Source organism: Acidiphilium sp. PA, from assembly GCF_026191915.1.
Classification (GTDB): Bacteria; Pseudomonadota; Alphaproteobacteria; order Acetobacterales; family Acetobacteraceae; genus Acidiphilium.
In genome coordinates this window covers 1-15,607 of record NZ_JAIMBY010000028.1, presented here as the reverse complement: position 1 = coordinate 15,607, position 15,607 = coordinate 1, and the positions used below count along the sequence as shown (strand labels likewise).

At 63.3% G+C, this 15,607-nt stretch carries 14 protein-coding genes and 1 pseudogene; 8 read left to right on the top strand and 7 right to left on the bottom strand.

Features of this window, described 5'->3' with window-relative positions:
* Positions 1 to 60 precede the first annotated feature (60 nt).
* The 4 genes from AruPA_RS19080 to AruPA_RS19065 all read right to left on the bottom strand — a co-directional run bounded on the left by AruPA_RS19080 (position 61) and on the right by AruPA_RS19065 (position 5,211).
* Complete coding sequence (locus AruPA_RS19080) at positions 61 to 921, bottom strand: class I SAM-dependent methyltransferase (RefSeq protein ID WP_265638347.1); 861 nt, start codon at positions 919 to 921, stop codon at positions 61 to 63.
* A 33-nt stretch (positions 922 to 954) separates the two neighbouring features.
* Complete coding sequence (locus AruPA_RS19075) at positions 955 to 1,296, bottom strand: protein-disulfide reductase DsbD domain-containing protein (protein WP_265638346.1); 342 nt, start codon at positions 1,294 to 1,296, stop codon at positions 955 to 957.
* A 236-nt stretch (positions 1,297 to 1,532) separates the two neighbouring features.
* Positions 1,533 to 2,732 carry a protein-disulfide reductase DsbD gene (locus AruPA_RS19070; protein ID WP_265638345.1) on the bottom strand — a complete coding sequence of 400 codons (1,200 nt, stop codon included), beginning with the start codon at positions 2,730 to 2,732 and terminating at the stop codon, positions 1,533 to 1,535.
* 16 nt (positions 2,733 to 2,748) lie between these two features.
* Entirely contained in the window at positions 2,749 to 5,211 is a 2,463-nt protein-coding gene (locus AruPA_RS19065; protein ID WP_286839383.1) for a heavy metal translocating P-type ATPase, read from the bottom strand.
* A gap of 164 nt (positions 5,212 to 5,375) precedes the next feature.
* Here AruPA_RS19065 and AruPA_RS19060 point away from each other — a divergent pair, with 164 nt between their 5' ends.
* Genes AruPA_RS19060 through AruPA_RS19025 form a run of 8 tightly spaced genes read left to right on the top strand, consistent with a single transcriptional unit; the run spans position 5,376 to position 12,306 of the window.
* Positions 5,376 to 5,576: a heavy-metal-associated domain-containing protein gene (locus AruPA_RS19060; RefSeq protein WP_265638344.1), complete on the top strand. Its 201-nt coding sequence runs from the start codon at positions 5,376 to 5,378 to the stop codon at positions 5,574 to 5,576.
* 17 nt (positions 5,577 to 5,593) lie between these two features.
* Positions 5,594 to 6,784, top strand: coding sequence for a permease (locus tag AruPA_RS19055; protein WP_265638343.1), 1,191 nt, complete (start codon positions 5,594 to 5,596; stop codon positions 6,782 to 6,784).
* A gap of 22 nt (positions 6,785 to 6,806) precedes the next feature.
* On the top strand, positions 6,807 to 8,339 hold the full coding sequence (locus AruPA_RS19050) for a multicopper oxidase family protein (protein WP_265638342.1): 1,533 nt from the start codon (positions 6,807 to 6,809) through the stop codon (positions 8,337 to 8,339).
* A complete protein-coding gene (locus AruPA_RS19045) occupies positions 8,339 to 9,241 on the top strand; it encodes an NAD(P)/FAD-dependent oxidoreductase (RefSeq protein ID WP_265638341.1) in 903 nt (300 codons plus the stop codon). Before AruPA_RS19050 ends, AruPA_RS19045 begins: the two co-directional genes overlap by 1 nt.
* Before the next feature lie 42 nt (positions 9,242 to 9,283).
* On the top strand, positions 9,284 to 9,940 hold the full coding sequence (locus AruPA_RS19040) for a DUF4396 domain-containing protein (RefSeq protein ID WP_265638340.1): 657 nt from the start codon (positions 9,284 to 9,286) through the stop codon (positions 9,938 to 9,940).
* 58 nt (positions 9,941 to 9,998) lie between these two features.
* The gene (locus AruPA_RS19035) at positions 9,999 to 10,784 is read left to right on the top strand and encodes a PspA/IM30 family protein (protein WP_265638339.1); all 786 of its coding nucleotides are present in this window, start codon (positions 9,999 to 10,001) and stop codon (positions 10,782 to 10,784) included.
* On the top strand, positions 10,784 to 11,083 hold the full coding sequence (gene pspAA, locus AruPA_RS19030; RefSeq protein WP_265638338.1) for a PspA-associated protein PspAA: 300 nt from the start codon (positions 10,784 to 10,786) through the stop codon (positions 11,081 to 11,083). The genes AruPA_RS19035 and pspAA overlap by 1 nt, the downstream gene beginning before the upstream one ends.
* The gene (locus AruPA_RS19025) at positions 11,080 to 12,306 is read left to right on the top strand and encodes a hypothetical protein (RefSeq protein ID WP_265638337.1); all 1,227 of its coding nucleotides are present in this window, start codon (positions 11,080 to 11,082) and stop codon (positions 12,304 to 12,306) included. The genes pspAA and AruPA_RS19025 overlap by 4 nt, the downstream gene beginning before the upstream one ends.
* A gap of 76 nt (positions 12,307 to 12,382) precedes the next feature.
* Here AruPA_RS19025 and AruPA_RS19020 read toward each other — a convergent pair whose 3' ends face one another.
* The 3 genes and pseudogenes from AruPA_RS19020 to AruPA_RS19010 form a co-directional block, all read right to left on the bottom strand.
* On the bottom strand, positions 12,383 to 13,453 hold the full coding sequence (locus AruPA_RS19020) for a copper resistance protein B (RefSeq protein ID WP_265638336.1): 1,071 nt from the start codon (positions 13,451 to 13,453) through the stop codon (positions 12,383 to 12,385).
* Positions 13,450 to 15,228, bottom strand: a complete 1,779-nt coding sequence (locus AruPA_RS19015) for a copper resistance system multicopper oxidase (protein ID WP_408735596.1) — start codon at positions 15,226 to 15,228, stop codon at positions 13,450 to 13,452. The genes AruPA_RS19020 and AruPA_RS19015 overlap by 4 nt, the downstream gene beginning before the upstream one ends.
* A gap of 243 nt (positions 15,229 to 15,471) precedes the next feature.
* Positions 15,472 to 15,607: pseudogene (locus AruPA_RS19010) on the bottom strand (helix-turn-helix domain-containing protein); the annotation flags it as partial.

Genomic DNA, 15,607 nt, shown 5'->3' with positions numbered 1-15,607 from the left:
AAAGTGCCAGCCGCGGCGTCTGGATCAACAGACCGCCGAGGCTGATGACGATGGGCATCCTTATCGACCGGCAGCGTCGGCCGGTTTCACGAATTTCAACGTCATGTCGTCGCCGGGGCCGATTGCCTGATACTTGGCGCGATCTTTCGCGCCCACCATCAGCATCGGCGGCAGATCGAACACCGGAATGTCGCGCGGGTCTTTCGGGTTGGCGACGATTTCCGACGTGCCGGCGAGCTGAAAGCCGGCGCGCTCGGCCTGTGCGATCACAAAGGGCTGCGGCAGGCGCGCCAGTTTGAAGCTCTTCGAGATCGGCATTGTCGGGGGCGCGCGATGCGCGACGATGCCGAGAATGCCGCCGGGTTTCAGCGTGCGATAGGCGCTACGGAAAAAGCGCTGGACGAACATGTCGGTGACACCGCCATGGACGTTCGCGTACATCAGGTCGTGCATGTTCAGGAACGTCAGGACCATGTCGGCCGAGTCGGGCGCGCCCAGCGCCATATAGGCCGGCGGTTCGAACGGTTCGAGCGTCACGCGGCCATAGACCGCAGGATTTGCGGCGAGTTTCTGCTGATATTTCAGCGCTTCCCGATGTTGGAACGGGCTTGGGCTGCTTGCGGCGGGTGTCGCCTCGATGAGTTTGCCATGATCGTGCAGGAACGGTGCCAGAATTTCGGTATACCATCCGCCGCCGGGGAGAACTTCAACCACCTTCATGTCCGGCCGGATGCCGAAGAACTCCAACGTTCTCAGCGGATGGCGAAACCGATCCCGCTTGACGTAGGCCGGGGTCCGTTGCGGCCCATTGATCGCTTTGCGCAGAGCGGCCTCAACGGAGGCAGGTGTCGCGGCAGACGCTGACGTCACCGCAGTAACCAACGGAAGGAGCGCGGCAAGGCCAAGGAACCGTCGCTTCATGATTGAACTCCAAGATAAGGTTGATGAAAGAGACTAGAAATGCGCGGCAATTGTCGAACGCAGTTGCGCGGGTGGCAGGCAGATGCCTTTATTGCTGCATGATTGCACGGTCACGACGAGACTGAGCGATCCGGCCGAGCGAAGCTGGGCCAGAGTCGAAGCTGGCATGTCGGCGCGCAGGATCGTGTTGTCGTCATACACCAGGATCGACTTGCCATCGAGTTTGACGTGGCTGTCGCGGCCTGGAGGGTACGAAATATCCAGCCTCACGGCCTTATGGTTAATTTCCGATTTTACGGTGGTAGGGATGAGAAACCGCAACGATGCCGGATTCGCATTGACGTGCCATCCTTTTTTGATGTTCAGGCGCACCATGATCGCGGGCTCCCTCGACGGCGCGGCGTTGGAGGCGATCCGTGCCACCATGCTGACCTTGTCGGCGCTGCTCGGTAAATGAAACCGGGCGTTGCCCTCGCTCCGCGCATAAGCTCCGGCGGCACCCTGGACGCCGCTATCGTTGGCGCCGAGCGACCCATCGCGGGAATATCTGCCGGCGATCAGACTCGCGCCGGCCGCAATAACCACGGCAGCGACGTACCAATATCGACGCGTCATCCCGTCAAATCCGATGTGGCGCTGGCTTGATGGATCGCCCGGATCAGGCTGGCAGAGGTAAAAATCCCCGGAAATCGCTCGGTAATCCTCCCTTCGCGATTTCGGATGACGGCAAACGGCAAGCCGGCCCCGCCATCCTTGACCAGGAGATGTTCGAGGAACTGGTTCGGCCTCGTCAGATCGACCCGCAGAGCCAGCAGGCGCTCCTGACGCGCGGCCCCCACCACAGCCGGATCGACGTAGACAGTTTTTTCCAAGATTTTGCAGTTGATGCACCAGGCAGCCGTGAATTCGACGAGCACCGGACGATTCATCCGTTCGGCCGCGTCAAGGCGCTGCGTCGAGAATGGCCGCCAGTGCAGCGGTCCGTTTTGCGGTGGCATCAGCAAGCCGCCGGCATAGCTTGTCGAGAGAGCGACGGCCGCGAAACCGAGCACGACCACTCCTGTGGCCCAGCCGGCACTTCTCAGCGCGGTCACGGCAGCCCACAAGCCTAAGGCGATTGCCCAGGCCCGCCACAGCCACAGACCAAAGTCTGGCGAGACCAGGCTCTGGGCGAAGAAGACGGAACCTGCCAGCAGCAGGAACGCCAGGGCCTGGCGCAGGCGATCCGACCATTCTCCAGCCCGCGGCAGATGGGATAGCAGTGACGGACGGAGAAGAATCACGACATAGGGGAGGCTGAGACCGATGCCCACGAACACGAAGATCGCAATGACTGTGGGTGGTGACTGGGTGATGGCAAAGGCAAGCACCCCACCAAGAAAAGGTCCGGTGCAAGGTGTCGATAAAATGGCGGCCAGCACGCCGGAAACGAACGGTTCCAGGTGCCGTCCGCCGCGCGTGCGATAGGCGAAGCCGGGTACCGGCATGGAGATGTCGAGGAAGATCATTGCAGCAAAACTTGCCATCATCGCCACGAGCACGGCGATCACCCAGGGCGACTGGAACAACACCCCCCAGGTCCAGTGCAGCAACGCGCTTGCGATGCCGATGGCCAGGAAAAACAGCAAGGTTCCCGCTGCGAAAGCGATCGCCGCCTCGATGCGCCGTCGCGGCGACCCGCCCGCATGATGAATGATGGTGCGTATCTTCAAGGGAATGACAGGTAGAACGCAGGGTGTGAGGTTGAGCAGCGCGCCAGACACCAACGCTAACGCGAGTTCCCCGGACAAATCGACAGCAGAAACGGGCAAGGTGTCTCTTCTCCAATCAGAGTCCGCGTGGCTTCCAGCGCCGCAGCAGGAGCGCGTTCGCCACCACGCTGACGCTGCTCAGCGCCATCGCCGCACCGGCGACGATCGGATTGAGGTATCCGAAAGCGGCAAGCGGGATCCCGGCAACATTGTAAAGAAACGCCCAGCCAAGCCCTTGGCGGATCTTGCGATAGGTCTGCCGGGAAATATCGATCGCATCGGCCACATGGGCGGGATTGCCCTGCATCAGGGTAATCCCCGCCGCCCCCATCGCGACATCGGTGCCGGTTCCCATCGCGATGCCGAGATCGGCGGCCGCGAGAGCCGGTGCGTCGTTGATCCCGTCACCCACCATCCCGACCGTCTGACCGTCCGCACGCAGGCGCGCGACCGCCTCCGCCTTGTCACCTGGCAGCACGTTCGCAATCACCTCATCGATGCCTAGCGCGTGTGCGGCGGTTTCGGCCGCGCCGCGGCTGTCACCGGTGATCATCACGGTGCGGATCGATGTCCGGTGCAGCCGCTCGATCGCAACCCGTGTGCTTTCCTTGACGGTGTCGCCAAAAGCCAGCAGGCCTAGAATGCGAGGCTGCGGCGTGGTTTCCGCAAGCCACGAGACGGTCCGGCCGATCGCTTCCAGTTCGCCTGCGCGTCCGGCGAGTTCTCCTGCATCGAGATGATGCTCGTCGATCAGGCGACGATTGCCGAGTACCAGATCGCGCCCGTCGAAGCTTGCCGAAACGCCGCGCCCGGCGAGCGCGCGAAAGCCGCTGCTCGCCGGTACCACCAACCGCTCCGCCTCCGCGCGGGCACGGATCGCGACGGCCAGCGGGTGATCGCTGCCGCCTTGTAGCGATGCCGCGGCTTGGATCACAGCGCGCTCATTCGATCCGCCGATCGAGACGATATCGGTGACGCGCGGCCTTCCCTCGGTCAGCGTGCCGGTCTTGTCGAAAGCGACAACCGTGATCGCGTGGGCGGATTCGAGTGCTTCCGCATCCTTGATCAGGATGCCGTACCGCGCCGCGACACCGGTGCCCGCCATTATTGCGGTCGGCGTAGCGAGACCCAACGAGCAAGGGCATGCGATCACCAGCACGGCCACCGCGGTCAGTACCGACTGGACCATGTCGCCAGTGGCGGCGAACCAGCCGATGAAGGTTGCGGCCGCGATCAGCAGAACGACGGGAACGAACACCGCGCTGACCCGGTCCACCAGATGCTGGATCGGCGCCTTGGAGGCCTGCGCGCCTTCGACCAGGCGCACGATTTTCGCCAAAGCCGTCTCGGCGCCGATTGCTGTCGTCTCGATGATCAGCAAGCCGTCGAGATTGATGGTGCCACCAGTCGCAGGCGCGCCGGGCATCTTATCCACCGGCAGGCTTTCGCCGGTCAGCATCGACTCATCGACGCTGCCGGCACCTTCGATGATGCGGCCATCAACCGGGATCCGTTCCCCCGCTCGCACCACCACAACGTCGCCAACCGCAATCTGGCCGAGCGGCAGTTCGATGTCGATGTCGCCCCGGCGCACCCGGGCAGTGTCCGGCCGAAGCCCCATCAGCGCCCGCAAGGCCGAGGCGGTCTGGCGCTTCGCACGCGCTTCGAGCCATTTGCCGAACAGGATGAAGGTGATGAGGAGAGAGGAACTTTCGAAATACAGGTGTGGCGGCTGGCCCGCGCCTGCGGCAAGCAGCTCATAGACGCTCAGGCCCCAGGCCGCGGAGGTGCCCAGCGCGACGAGCAGATCCATGTTCCCCGCCCGCGCCCGCACGGCTTTCCAACCAGCGACGTAGAACCGCCAGCCCAGTCCGAACTGCACGATGCTGGCCAGGACGAGCTGCCCCCAGCCCGGCAACATCCAGCGCGATCCGGCCAGGTGCATTGCCATACCGGCGATCAGCGGAGCAGACAGCGCGGCGGCGAAACAGACGCGCTGCAACTCCCGCCGGTTCCGCGCCTGCAAGCGCGTGCTTTCGGTCGCTTCGTCGTGATCCACGATCGGCACCGCACCATAGCCGGCGTCCCGCGCCGCCGCGACCAGCCAATCCGTTGATATCGCCCCTTGCAGAACGGCAACGCGTGCCTGCTCGGTTGCCAGATTGACCTCGGCCGACAACACGCCAGGGAGACGCCTGAGCGCCCGTTCGACCCGACCCACGCAACTCGCGCAGGTCATGCCGTCGATGCGCAGGTCGATTTGCGCCGTGCGCACCGCATAGCCGCCACGCTCGATGGCCTGGATCATCGCGCCGGCGTCGGGCGGGTCGCCCTCGGGCGGTTGCGCAACCGTTACATGAGCGCGCTCCGTCGCGAGATTGACCGAAACATCGACGACCCCAGGCAGCCGCGCCAACGCTTTCTCGACTCGGCCGACACAGGACGCACACGTCAACCCGTCGATACCGATGTCGAATGCGGTGGCGGTGGCGGTGGCTTGTGGACGGACGACGGCTGTAGGTGCGATTGCGAGATCCAATGCCTTACTCCTTGGTGACCGGAGATATGGAGCTTGCCATAGTGGTAAGGTCAAGCCCGGGCGGATTGGCGGAAGATTACGGATGACGATCGGCGGCCCACGTCTTGACCTTCCCATTATGGAAGCCCCACCTTCGAGGTCGAAATCCAAAAGAGGAGAAAGTGATGCTTACGTTGAAAGTTTCGGGCATGACCTGCGGGCACTGTGTCGCGGCAGTCACCAAGGCGGTCAACACAGTCCCGCTGGTCGAGAGCGTCAAGGTGGATCTGGAGCGCGGCGAAGTCGAGGTCGGCGGTCGTCCCGATGCCGGGGCGGTCCGCAAGGCGATCATTGACGAAGGCTACGAGGTCCGGGCAGCCGCATAGCGCCTCCGAGCCGGTTCATGGTTCATCATGTCGCGATCGCGCTGCTGCATGCGATGCTGTTTGCCCTGTCGATGGGGTGGGATATCCTGTGGGCGTTGATCCTCGGGTTCCTGCTGTCGGGTGTCGTGCAGGCGGTGGTGACGAAGGGCGAGATGGGCCGGTTGCTGCCGGATGCGGGACCGCGCTCGATCCTGATCGCGAGCGGTCTCGGGGCTGCCTCATCGTCCTGTTCGTATGCGGCGGTGGCGCTTGCGCGCTCGATTTTCCGCAAAGGCGGGAACTTCACCGCCGCCATGGCCTTTCAGTTCGCCTCGACCAATCTGGTTCTGGAATTAGGCATCATATTGGCGGTGCTGATCGGTTGGCAGTTTACTCTTGCCGAATTCGTCGGCGGTCCGATCATGATCGTCCTGATGGTCGCCGTGCTCCGCCGGGTCATGACCGATCGGCGGCTTGCGGCGGCGCGCGATCAGGCGGAGCGCGGCCGGCAGGGGCGGATGGAGGGCCATGCGGCGATGGACATGTCGGTCGGCGGCGAAGGAACCGTGTTGTCGCGCGCGATCTCGCCCAAGGGCTTTACCGCGATTAGCCATTTCTTCGTGATGGACTGGGCGAGCGTCTGGACCGATATCGCGTTGGGGCTGCTGATTTCCGGTGCCCTCGCGGCCTGGGTGCCGCATCAGTTCTGGCAGACGCTGTTTCTCGCGCATGATCGGATCGGGTCCGTCCTGGTCGGACCTCTGATCGGCCCGCTGGTTGCGATCATTTCCTTTGTCTGTTCGGTCGGGAATGTGCCGCTCGCCGCCGTTCTGTGGAATGGTGGGATCAGCTTTGGTGGTGTCGTCGCATTCATCTTTGCCGACCTGATCATCCTGCCGATCCTCGACATCTACCGGAAATATTACGGGTGGCGGATCGCTGGCCTGTTGTTCCTGGTGTTCTACGCGGCGATGGCGCTGGCCGGGTATGCGGTCGAACTGCTGTTCGGCGTCAGCGGGCTGATCCCGGCGAAGCGCCACGCGACGGTTGCGATGGCGTCGGTCAGTTGGAACTACACGACCGTGCTGAATATCGTGTTCCTGGTGATCGCCGCGATGTTGATCTGGCGCTTCATGCGCACCGGCGGACCGGACATGCTGCGCATGATGGCCGCACCGGCGCCGACGAATGCCGGTTCCGACGGCCACGCCCATCATCATCACTCGTAAAAAAGAAGAAGGAACAAACCTTGTGATCTCCGACCTGTCCCGTCGTTCTCTCATCGGCTTGTCGGCCTCGGCTGCGACACTGCCACTCTGGCCCCTATCGGCACCGGCGGCGCCATCCGGTGCGCTCGACCTGACAGCCGAAACCCGAACGCTGGAGGTCAACGGCAAAGCTGCGCGCGTATTCGGGCTGCGCGGGCCGGACGGCAAACCCGGCCTGACCCTGGCGCCCGGCGAACGATTCCGCGTCGATCTTGCCAACCAGGCGGGTGCGCCCACCATCATCCACTGGCATGGGCAGACCCCGCCCTGGAAGCAGGATGGCTTTCCCTGGCCGCAAACGCCGCCGATCGCTGCCGGTGCCTCGCGACAGTTCGATTTCGCGCCGATCCCCGGAACGTATTGGATGCACTCGCATCAAGGCCTGCAGGAACAAAGCCTGATGGCCGCGCCCCTGATCGTTCGCAGCGCCACCGAGATTAGCGAGGATCGCCAGGAGATCGTGCTGATGCTGCACGATTTCAGCTTTCGGTCTCCCGACGATCTGTTTGCGGATCTCACCCGCATGTCGGGCGGTGCGGTCCACCAGGACGTCCGCCAGACCGAAAACATGCCGGCACCGTCCCACTCCGCATCGATGACCGGCATGGCGATGGATTCGACGCCGGGTATGGCGATGAACAAGGCCGATACCACCGGAACGGCCAGCCCCAGCGGGACGGCCGGCATGACGATGGACCTCAACGACATCCGCTACGACGCATTTCTGGCCAACGACCGCACGCTGGACGATCCCGCGGTCGTTCGGGTCGGCAAGAGCGGTCGTCTGCGCCTGCGCGTGATCAACGGCGCGGCGTCCAGCCAGTTCTGGATCGATCTCGGCCGCCTGACCGGTCGGGTGGTCGCGGCCGACGGCCATGACGTTCATCCGGTGCCGGGGCAGCGGTTTCCGATCGCCATCGCGCAGCGGCTGGATATCCTGATCGACCTGCCCCGCGCATCCGGCGCATTTCCGGTCACCGCCATCCTCGAAGGCACGAACCGCCGCACCGGCATGATCCTCGCGACCCAGGGTGCAACGGTCGCGCGTGTGTCGGATGCCGCACCGGCCGAAGCGCCGCCGGTGGATAATTCGCTCGAAATGCGGCTGGTTGCCACCAGACCGTTACAGCCGCGCCGGGCCGATCTGGTCCATACCATCGCGCTCGCCGGGGGGATGCAGCCGTATCGATGGTCGCTGGACGGTCAATACTGGCCGCGCATCACTCCGCTCATGCTGGAACGCGGCCAGCGGGTCGAAATCGACCTGGTCAACCAGACGACGATGGCGCATCCGATGCATCTGCATGGCCACAGCTTCCAGGTGATCGCCCTCGACGGCCGGAAAATCGCTGGCGCAATGCGGGACACGGTTCTGGTCCCGGGCAGGAAAGGGTCGCGCGTTCGGATCGCGTTCGAGGCCGATAATCCTGGGCGCTGGGCGTTCCATTGCCACAACCTGTATCACATGGCGGCCGGGATGATGACCGAGTTCCGCTACCGCGGGATCGCGGTCTAGTGCTGGACTGTGTCATCATCGGCGGTGGCCCGGCCGGGCTGACCGCGGCGATCTACCTTGCTCGCTTCCGCCGCAACTTCGAGCTGATCGATGGCGGTGCCAGCCGTGCGGCGTGGGTTCCGGTATCGCATAACCACGCGGGATTTCCGGATGGTATCAACGGCATCGAATTGCTGGAACGCATGGCTGCCCAGGCGGTCCATTACGGCGCGCCGATCAGGCGGGGCGAGGTCGAACGTCTCGCCGGGGACCGGCAAGCCGGCTTCACCGTGACACTCGACGGCGCCGTGCTGCACGCCCGGACCATCCTGCTCGCCACCGGCGTCGTCGATATTCCTCCTGCGTTGCCGGACCTGCGCGGCGCGGTCGCGGATGGCCTGATCCGCTACTGTCCGGTGTGCGACGGCTTCGAAATCATCGATCGCACGGTCGGCGTCATCGGCCATGGCGCGGGCGGGCTTGGCGAGGCCAAATTCCTGCGCAGCTACACGGACCGTGTCAGCCTGCTCTCGACCGACGTGAAACTGGCACCAGACGATGCGCTGCGCCGAGAAGCCGCCGATGCGGGAATTGCGATCGTCGGTTCGCCGGTTGCCGCCATTGTCGCGGAAGCGGACCGGGCCTGCGCGGTCACGACCCAGGACGGGCAGGTTCACCGGTTCGATGCGATCTACTCTGCGCTCGGCACGCGCAAACGCTCGACCTTGGCACAGATGATCGGCGCCACCCTCACCGACGATGGCTGCATCGTCACCTCGTCCCATCAGCAGACCTCGGCCTGCGGGGTGTTCGCGGCCGGCGACATCGTTCGCGGCCTCAACCAGATCAGCGTCGCGATGGGCGAAGCGGCGATCGCCGCAACCGCGATCCACAACATGTTGCGCGGTGTTGCGGTCGAATGATCTGTTTCATGCACCCGCCGCACCCGGCAGGAAGGATGTCACATGCAATACCCTTGGCTTTATCCGCTCGCTATTCTCTCGCTCACCGCCGCCTTCGCGAGCATGGTGGTTATAATGCTCGACCTGCGCCGGCACCCGCAGAAAATGGGGGTGATGAATGCGGTCTGGCCGGTGACGGCGCTGTATTTCGGCCCGCTTGCGGTCTGGGCCTATTGGGCGATGGGCCGTCAGGCCGGATCGGACCACAAGGACAAACCCTTTTGGATGACCACGTTCGTCGGCGCCACCCATTGCGGCGCCGGCTGCACGCTGGGCGACATCATCGCCGAGTTCGCCATCTTTTTCACCGGCTTTGCCATCGCCGGCTCGACGTTCGGAGCGGAACTGGCGGGTGACTACGTCCTCGCTTTCTCGCTCGGCATCGCGTTCCAGTATTTCGCCATCGTGCCGATGCGTAATTTAAGTCCGGGTCAAGGCATCGTCGCGGCCCTGAAGGCGGATGCGCTGTCGCTGACCAGCTTCGAAATCGGCCTGTTCGGGTGGATGGCCCTGATGCGCTTCGTGTTCTTTCACCCTGCCCTGAAGCCGGACAGCCCGGTATTCTGGTTCATGATGCAGATCGGCATGATCGTCGGTTTCGCGACCACCTTCCCGGTAAACTGGTGGCTGGTGAAGATCGGGGTTAAGGAGGCGATGTGATGACGATCGACGGTTGTAACGACGTGGTCCGTTCGAAACCGGCAAAAGGAGATATTCGATGAGCTTGTTCAGCAGGCTGGGTCTCATCATCAGCGCCAAGGGCAATCGAGCGCTCGACAATGCAGAAAACCCGTCCGAAATTTTCGATCATGCCTACGCCAAGATGACCGAGATGCGGTTGCAGATGAGCCGGTCGATCGCCGATGTGCTGACGTCGCGCAAGTTGATCGAAAGTCAGATGGACGGCGTGCGCCAGACCGACGCACGGCTGGACCAGCAATCGAGGCAGGCCTTGCTGCAGGGGCGCGAAGACCTGGCGCAACAGGCGTTGCAACAGCGTGCGGCATTGCGCGGCCAGCTTCAGGCGCTCGACCAGCAGCACCAGCAGATGATCGATAAGCAGACGAGCCTGGAAGGTGCCAACGAGCGCCTCGCCGCCAAGATTGCCGCCTTCCGGATCCAGAAGGAAACCTTGCGCGCGACAGCCACCGCCGCTGACAGCCAGGCGAAAATATCGGAGTCACTGGCCGGCCTGTCTGAGGAAATGGGCGACGTCAACGCCGCCATGGAGCGCGCGCAGGACAAGGTGGCACGGGTCAACGCGAGGGCGGCCGCCTTGCAGGACATGACCGATAATTTCAACATCGGCCTGACCGGGCCAGGCGATCCGCTACAGCTCGAACTCGACCGGACTGGCCAAGCCTCTGCGGTGTCGGGGGATCTTGCAAGGCTCAAGGCCGAACTCGGCCTGGCGCCGCCGGCACCGATTCCGCTGATCGGCCGGCCGGTTCCCACCACGTCTTCCTTGGCCGAACTTCCGGCCCCGAACAAGGATCGTTCCTGATGATCGTCCGCATCATGGGCCACGGCCAGATCGAACTGCCTGACGATTTCACCCCCGGGCTGATCACAATCGATCGCGATCTGCTCGTGGCGATCGAGGCCGGCGACGAAGCAGGGTTTGAGACCGCTCTCGCCGCATTGCATGATATCCTTGCGCACCACGGCAAGCAGGTCGCCCCAGATCACATCGGCGTCTCCAGCCTGGTCGTGCCGGAAGCCGGCACCACGCTTGCCGAGGCGCATCGGATGCTCGATCACGGCGACCTGCCATTTCCCGGCACGTCGGAAGCGCCACTATGAGCGCCATTGCGACCAGCACGCCCGGCATCATGACCCGGCTGCGCGCAATGGCGACCGGCGAGGTCTCGGCCGCCACGCTCGAAGCGTATCGCGGTGCCGGCGGTGCGGTGTATGATCTCTTCGTCAAGGCCGAACATCGCCGCGGCGAGCTGGTCGCCGCCGGCAAGACCGCCTGGACTATGACCGACAGCGAACGCTCCTTCCTGGCGGCCACCTGGATCGCCTATTCGTTCCAGACCCTGGGCGATGCTTTCCTGCAAGCCGACTACGATGCCGATCCCGGCACGATCGGCTTCGTGCCGCCGGTCACCGCACGGCAGGCGGAGCTGTTCTACGGCGCGGTTGAGGAATGGCTGGCGGCAGCCTTGCGCGCCCAAGGCGACGAAACCTTCGTGCTGCCGCGCCGGGTACCGGTGGCATTGCCGGCTTGGGTCGAGGTCGAGCCATGCCCGGCGGCGCACCTGGCGGCGATGATGGCAGCCTGCCGTACCATTGCCGAACACGCCACGATCGCGGTGGCCGATTGCGCCCGGGCAGCGACCGACGATACCCACAAGGCCGAACTCGCCATGCTGCAGGGCGAACTCGCGTCGCTGACCTCATCGAGCGACTATGCCCAGAGCCTATACCAGTCCTCACATGCACCAGGCAGCGCGCTGCATGAGCGGATGGAAACCACGATCAAGGCCGCGATCGAAAGTGCCTTCCGGCTGGGCCAACTGGCAGCGATGCCCGCCGCGATCACCGAGGACCGCAACCGCCGGCAAAACCGGAGAAGCACCGCAACCATCCGTGCCCTGCCACTGCCGGGCATGCCGGGGTTCGATTTGTTCTGCCTGACCGACCCGCATGCCGCTCCGCATTTCCGCAAGGACATGAAGGCGCAAAAGGCGCTGGGCTATCTGTGGAGCCGCGATCCCGCACCGGAAGCGACCCTCGCGATCCAGCAGGAGATCGAAGCGGCCCTGGCGCGCGGCGACATCTCCTACGCGAAGGACAACCGCTCTCAGCAAGGGCGCTGCTACTATTGCTGCCCCTGGGGTGCCATCTATCACGTGGACCACGAGGTCGAGATCGATCGCACCCGGTTGCGCCCCGGCCAGGAATTCGCCTTCGACGTCTCGGCCGAACCGCTCGCCGAGGTCGGTCCGTTCAAGCGACAAATTACCGTCGGCAACTTTTTCAGCACCAGCGAGACCGATTACTGCGACGAAAACCGATAGCCTCAGGGTCAAACGCCTCGGCTTCCCTCGACTCCAGCCTCTCTTGCGCAGTTCGAGGCTGTGACTTCACCAGATCTTACTGGGGTTGGGTCAGTTCGTACTCGTGATGGGAGTTCATCATCTTGTCGAGCTTGCGGCAGCGTGCGGCAACCGCCGGAGTGCTGCCGGCGATATGCTGGTTCTGCTGCATCTGCTGCTGCTGGCGGGCACAGCGGTCCATCAGCGCGTTTATTTGTAAGTGCCGCCGGTCGTTCTTGGGCGCGTTTGCCAGGTTCGGCATGCCGTGACCTTCACCAGATGGCTTCGCGCCGTTCTGCCCGGCATGAGCGGACGTGATTGTGGCGAAAGTCAGAAGCGCCAGAAGTGGCGTCAGGTGACGCTTCAGAACCATGTCCCGTATCCCCACCACGAAGCGCAGGTCGCGCGGATGTTCACCATGCTGTCGGGCAAGCACCGCCGTGCCGCCGAACTGCTGGTAGTCGGTGACGCCTACATAAGGCGCGAATTTGCGGCCGATCTCGTAGCGCAGCCGGAACCCGGCATCGATATCCGACAGGCCAGCGCCCACCAAGCGCGCCGGATCACGCTTGGTGTAGAAATTCATCTCGATCTGGGGCTGGGCGACCAGGAACTGCGTGACAAAGAGATTATAGCTGGCGATCAGGCGTGCCGCATAGTGCCCCTGGTCGCTGGCATAGACCGTCGCCTCCACGTTGATGAACTCCGGCGCATAGCCTTCGACACCGAACGCCGCCCAGCCACGGCCCGGCCGCGAATCCAAATCGTAGCGGCCACCCGCCTGGACATCGAAAAACCGGCTGATCGGGCGGTCGTAGAGAAGCTCCTGATCGCCGTCCTCGGTTCTGCCGGCATATTTGCGGCCTTCGGTCTTGAACCAGATTTTGTTCTCGTCGGTTCCCGCCCAAGCCTGTCCATCCCAGCGGAAATAGGCGTTCTGGCCATTCAATCGCCCTTCCATCTGGCTCAGGACGCCATGGATATAAACACTGTTGTCGTTGAGCTTGTAACCATACGGCGATTCAGCCTGCTGGTTCGGACTTTCGGCCAAGGCCGGCACGGAAATTGCGACAACGCCCACCGTAAGGGCCGCGCTGGTGAATCGGCGAATATTTGCCATGGTTTTCATGACACCAGGACGGTGCGGAACATGCCACCTTCCTCGAAATGGTAGAGCAGGTGGCAATGATAGGCCCAGTGGCCCGGTGTATCGGCGGTTACCAGATGGCACAGCTCCTCCCCCGGTGCCACGCCGATCGTCTGCTTGTAGGGCCGGTGCATCCCCTTGCCGTTCTCCAGCTCCATCCACAATCCATGCAGATGGATCGGGTGCGCCATCATGGTGTCGTTGATCAGCCGGAAGCGCACCCGCTCGCCGAGGCGAAGGCGGATCGGCTCCGCCTGGCTGAACTTCTTGCCGTTGAAGCCCCAGATGAAGCGCTTCATGTTGCCGGTCAGGTGCAGCACGATCTCGCGTGAGGGTGGACGGGGATCGGAACCGCGATAGAGCGCCCGAAGGTCCGCATAGGTGAGGACGCGGCGGCCGAGATGGTTCAGCGCATCGCCGGCGCTGGCGAGACGCTCGGTCGGCATTTTCGCCACCGTCTGCACCTCGTAGCTCATGTGCGGCTTGTCGGGATCGGGTGCCATGACCGCTGGATGGCCACCGGTGATTTTTTCGCTGATCGGCATGCCGGGCTTCATCTTTTTCATGCCCTTCGCCATGCCGCCGGCCATTTTTTCCATGCCGCCCATGCGGGTGAGGTTGGGGCGGGACTCGCCCCATTGTCCCTTGTTCATCATCGGCATCGCCATATCGAGCATGGTGCGCAAAGGCCGCGGGTCCATCGGTGGGACCGGTCCCGCCATGCCAACGCGCGGTGCCAACGTGCCGCGCGCATAGCCGCTGCGATCCTCCGACTGAGCAAAGATCGTGTAGGCGATATCCTGTTCCGGTTGCACGATGACATCGTAGGTCTCGGCGACGGCGATGCGTAGTTCATCCACCGTGACCGGATCGACGTCGTTGCCGTCCGCCTGCACCACCGTCATTTTCAGGCCGGGCACGCGGATATCGAAATAGGTCATCGCCGAGCCGTTGATGAAGCGAAGGCGGATACGCTCACCCGCTCGGAACAGGCCGGTCCAGTTGGTCGCCGGAGGCAGGCCGTTGAGCAAATACGTATAGGTATAGCCGGTGACGCCGGCGATACCGGTCGCCATCATCCGCATCTTCCCCCACATCAGGCGGCTTTTCAGCGTCGGCACCAGGCCACGCTGGGCCGTCTCGTCGACGAAGCTGCTGACGGTGCGCTTGTGCGTGTTGTAGTATCCGCTGTCTTTCTTGAGGTTGCTGGCGATGACACGCGGATCGACATCGCTCCAGTCGGTCAGCATCACCACGTAGTCGCGGTCGGCCTTGATCGGCTCGTCGCGCCGCTCGATGACCAGCGGGCCGCGATGTCCTTTCTGCTCCTGATACCCGGTATGGCTGTGATACCAGTAGGTGCCGTATTGCCGCACCGGGAAGCGGTAGACAAAGGTCTCGCCCGGCGCGATGCCCGGAAAATCGAGACCGGGTACGCCATCCATGGGATTCGGCACCCGGATGCCGTGCCAATGGATCGACGTGCTTTCCGACAAGTTATTGGTAACATTAATAGTAAGATCATCGCCTTCCCGCCAACGCAGCAGCGGTGCCGGGAATGAGCCATTAATCGCGTAGGCCCAGGAACGGTTGCCGGTAATATTGGCCGGCATGCGGGAGATCGCCAGATTGAAATGTGGCCCAAATAATTCCGGGCGAAGTCCCGGTCTCAACTCACCATTGGACGCGCGGGCATTCCTAAGAGTTAATGCTGCGCCGCTCATAGCCAAGCCCCTGACAACGTGGCGGCGGTACATCGGCATGTCGCTACCCCTGTGTCAGTTTCCCTTAAAGAATAGATTCTGGGCCGGGCAACTCTTTGATTTTGTTGGGTGGCGATGCGACGAAATTTCCTTTGATGTGTAGAATTATCCCGTAGACAGTAGACTCACTTTCGTGGAAGGAGCGTCTCATTGTCTCGATTAACGCTATAGAATCTATAGTTTAAGGGAAATCGGCGCTGGCTTCAGCAGAATCTACTCTTTAAGGGAAACTGACAGCTGCGAAGCCGACAATCGGGGTGGCGGGCCGTTGCGGCGCGGCGCATCGCCCAGTCCTTCAGGTCCCAATCCATTGTAACGGTGCACCCAGTCGCGCAGCGTCTGCCGGTCCATGGCACAGGCCTCGGCCGCATCG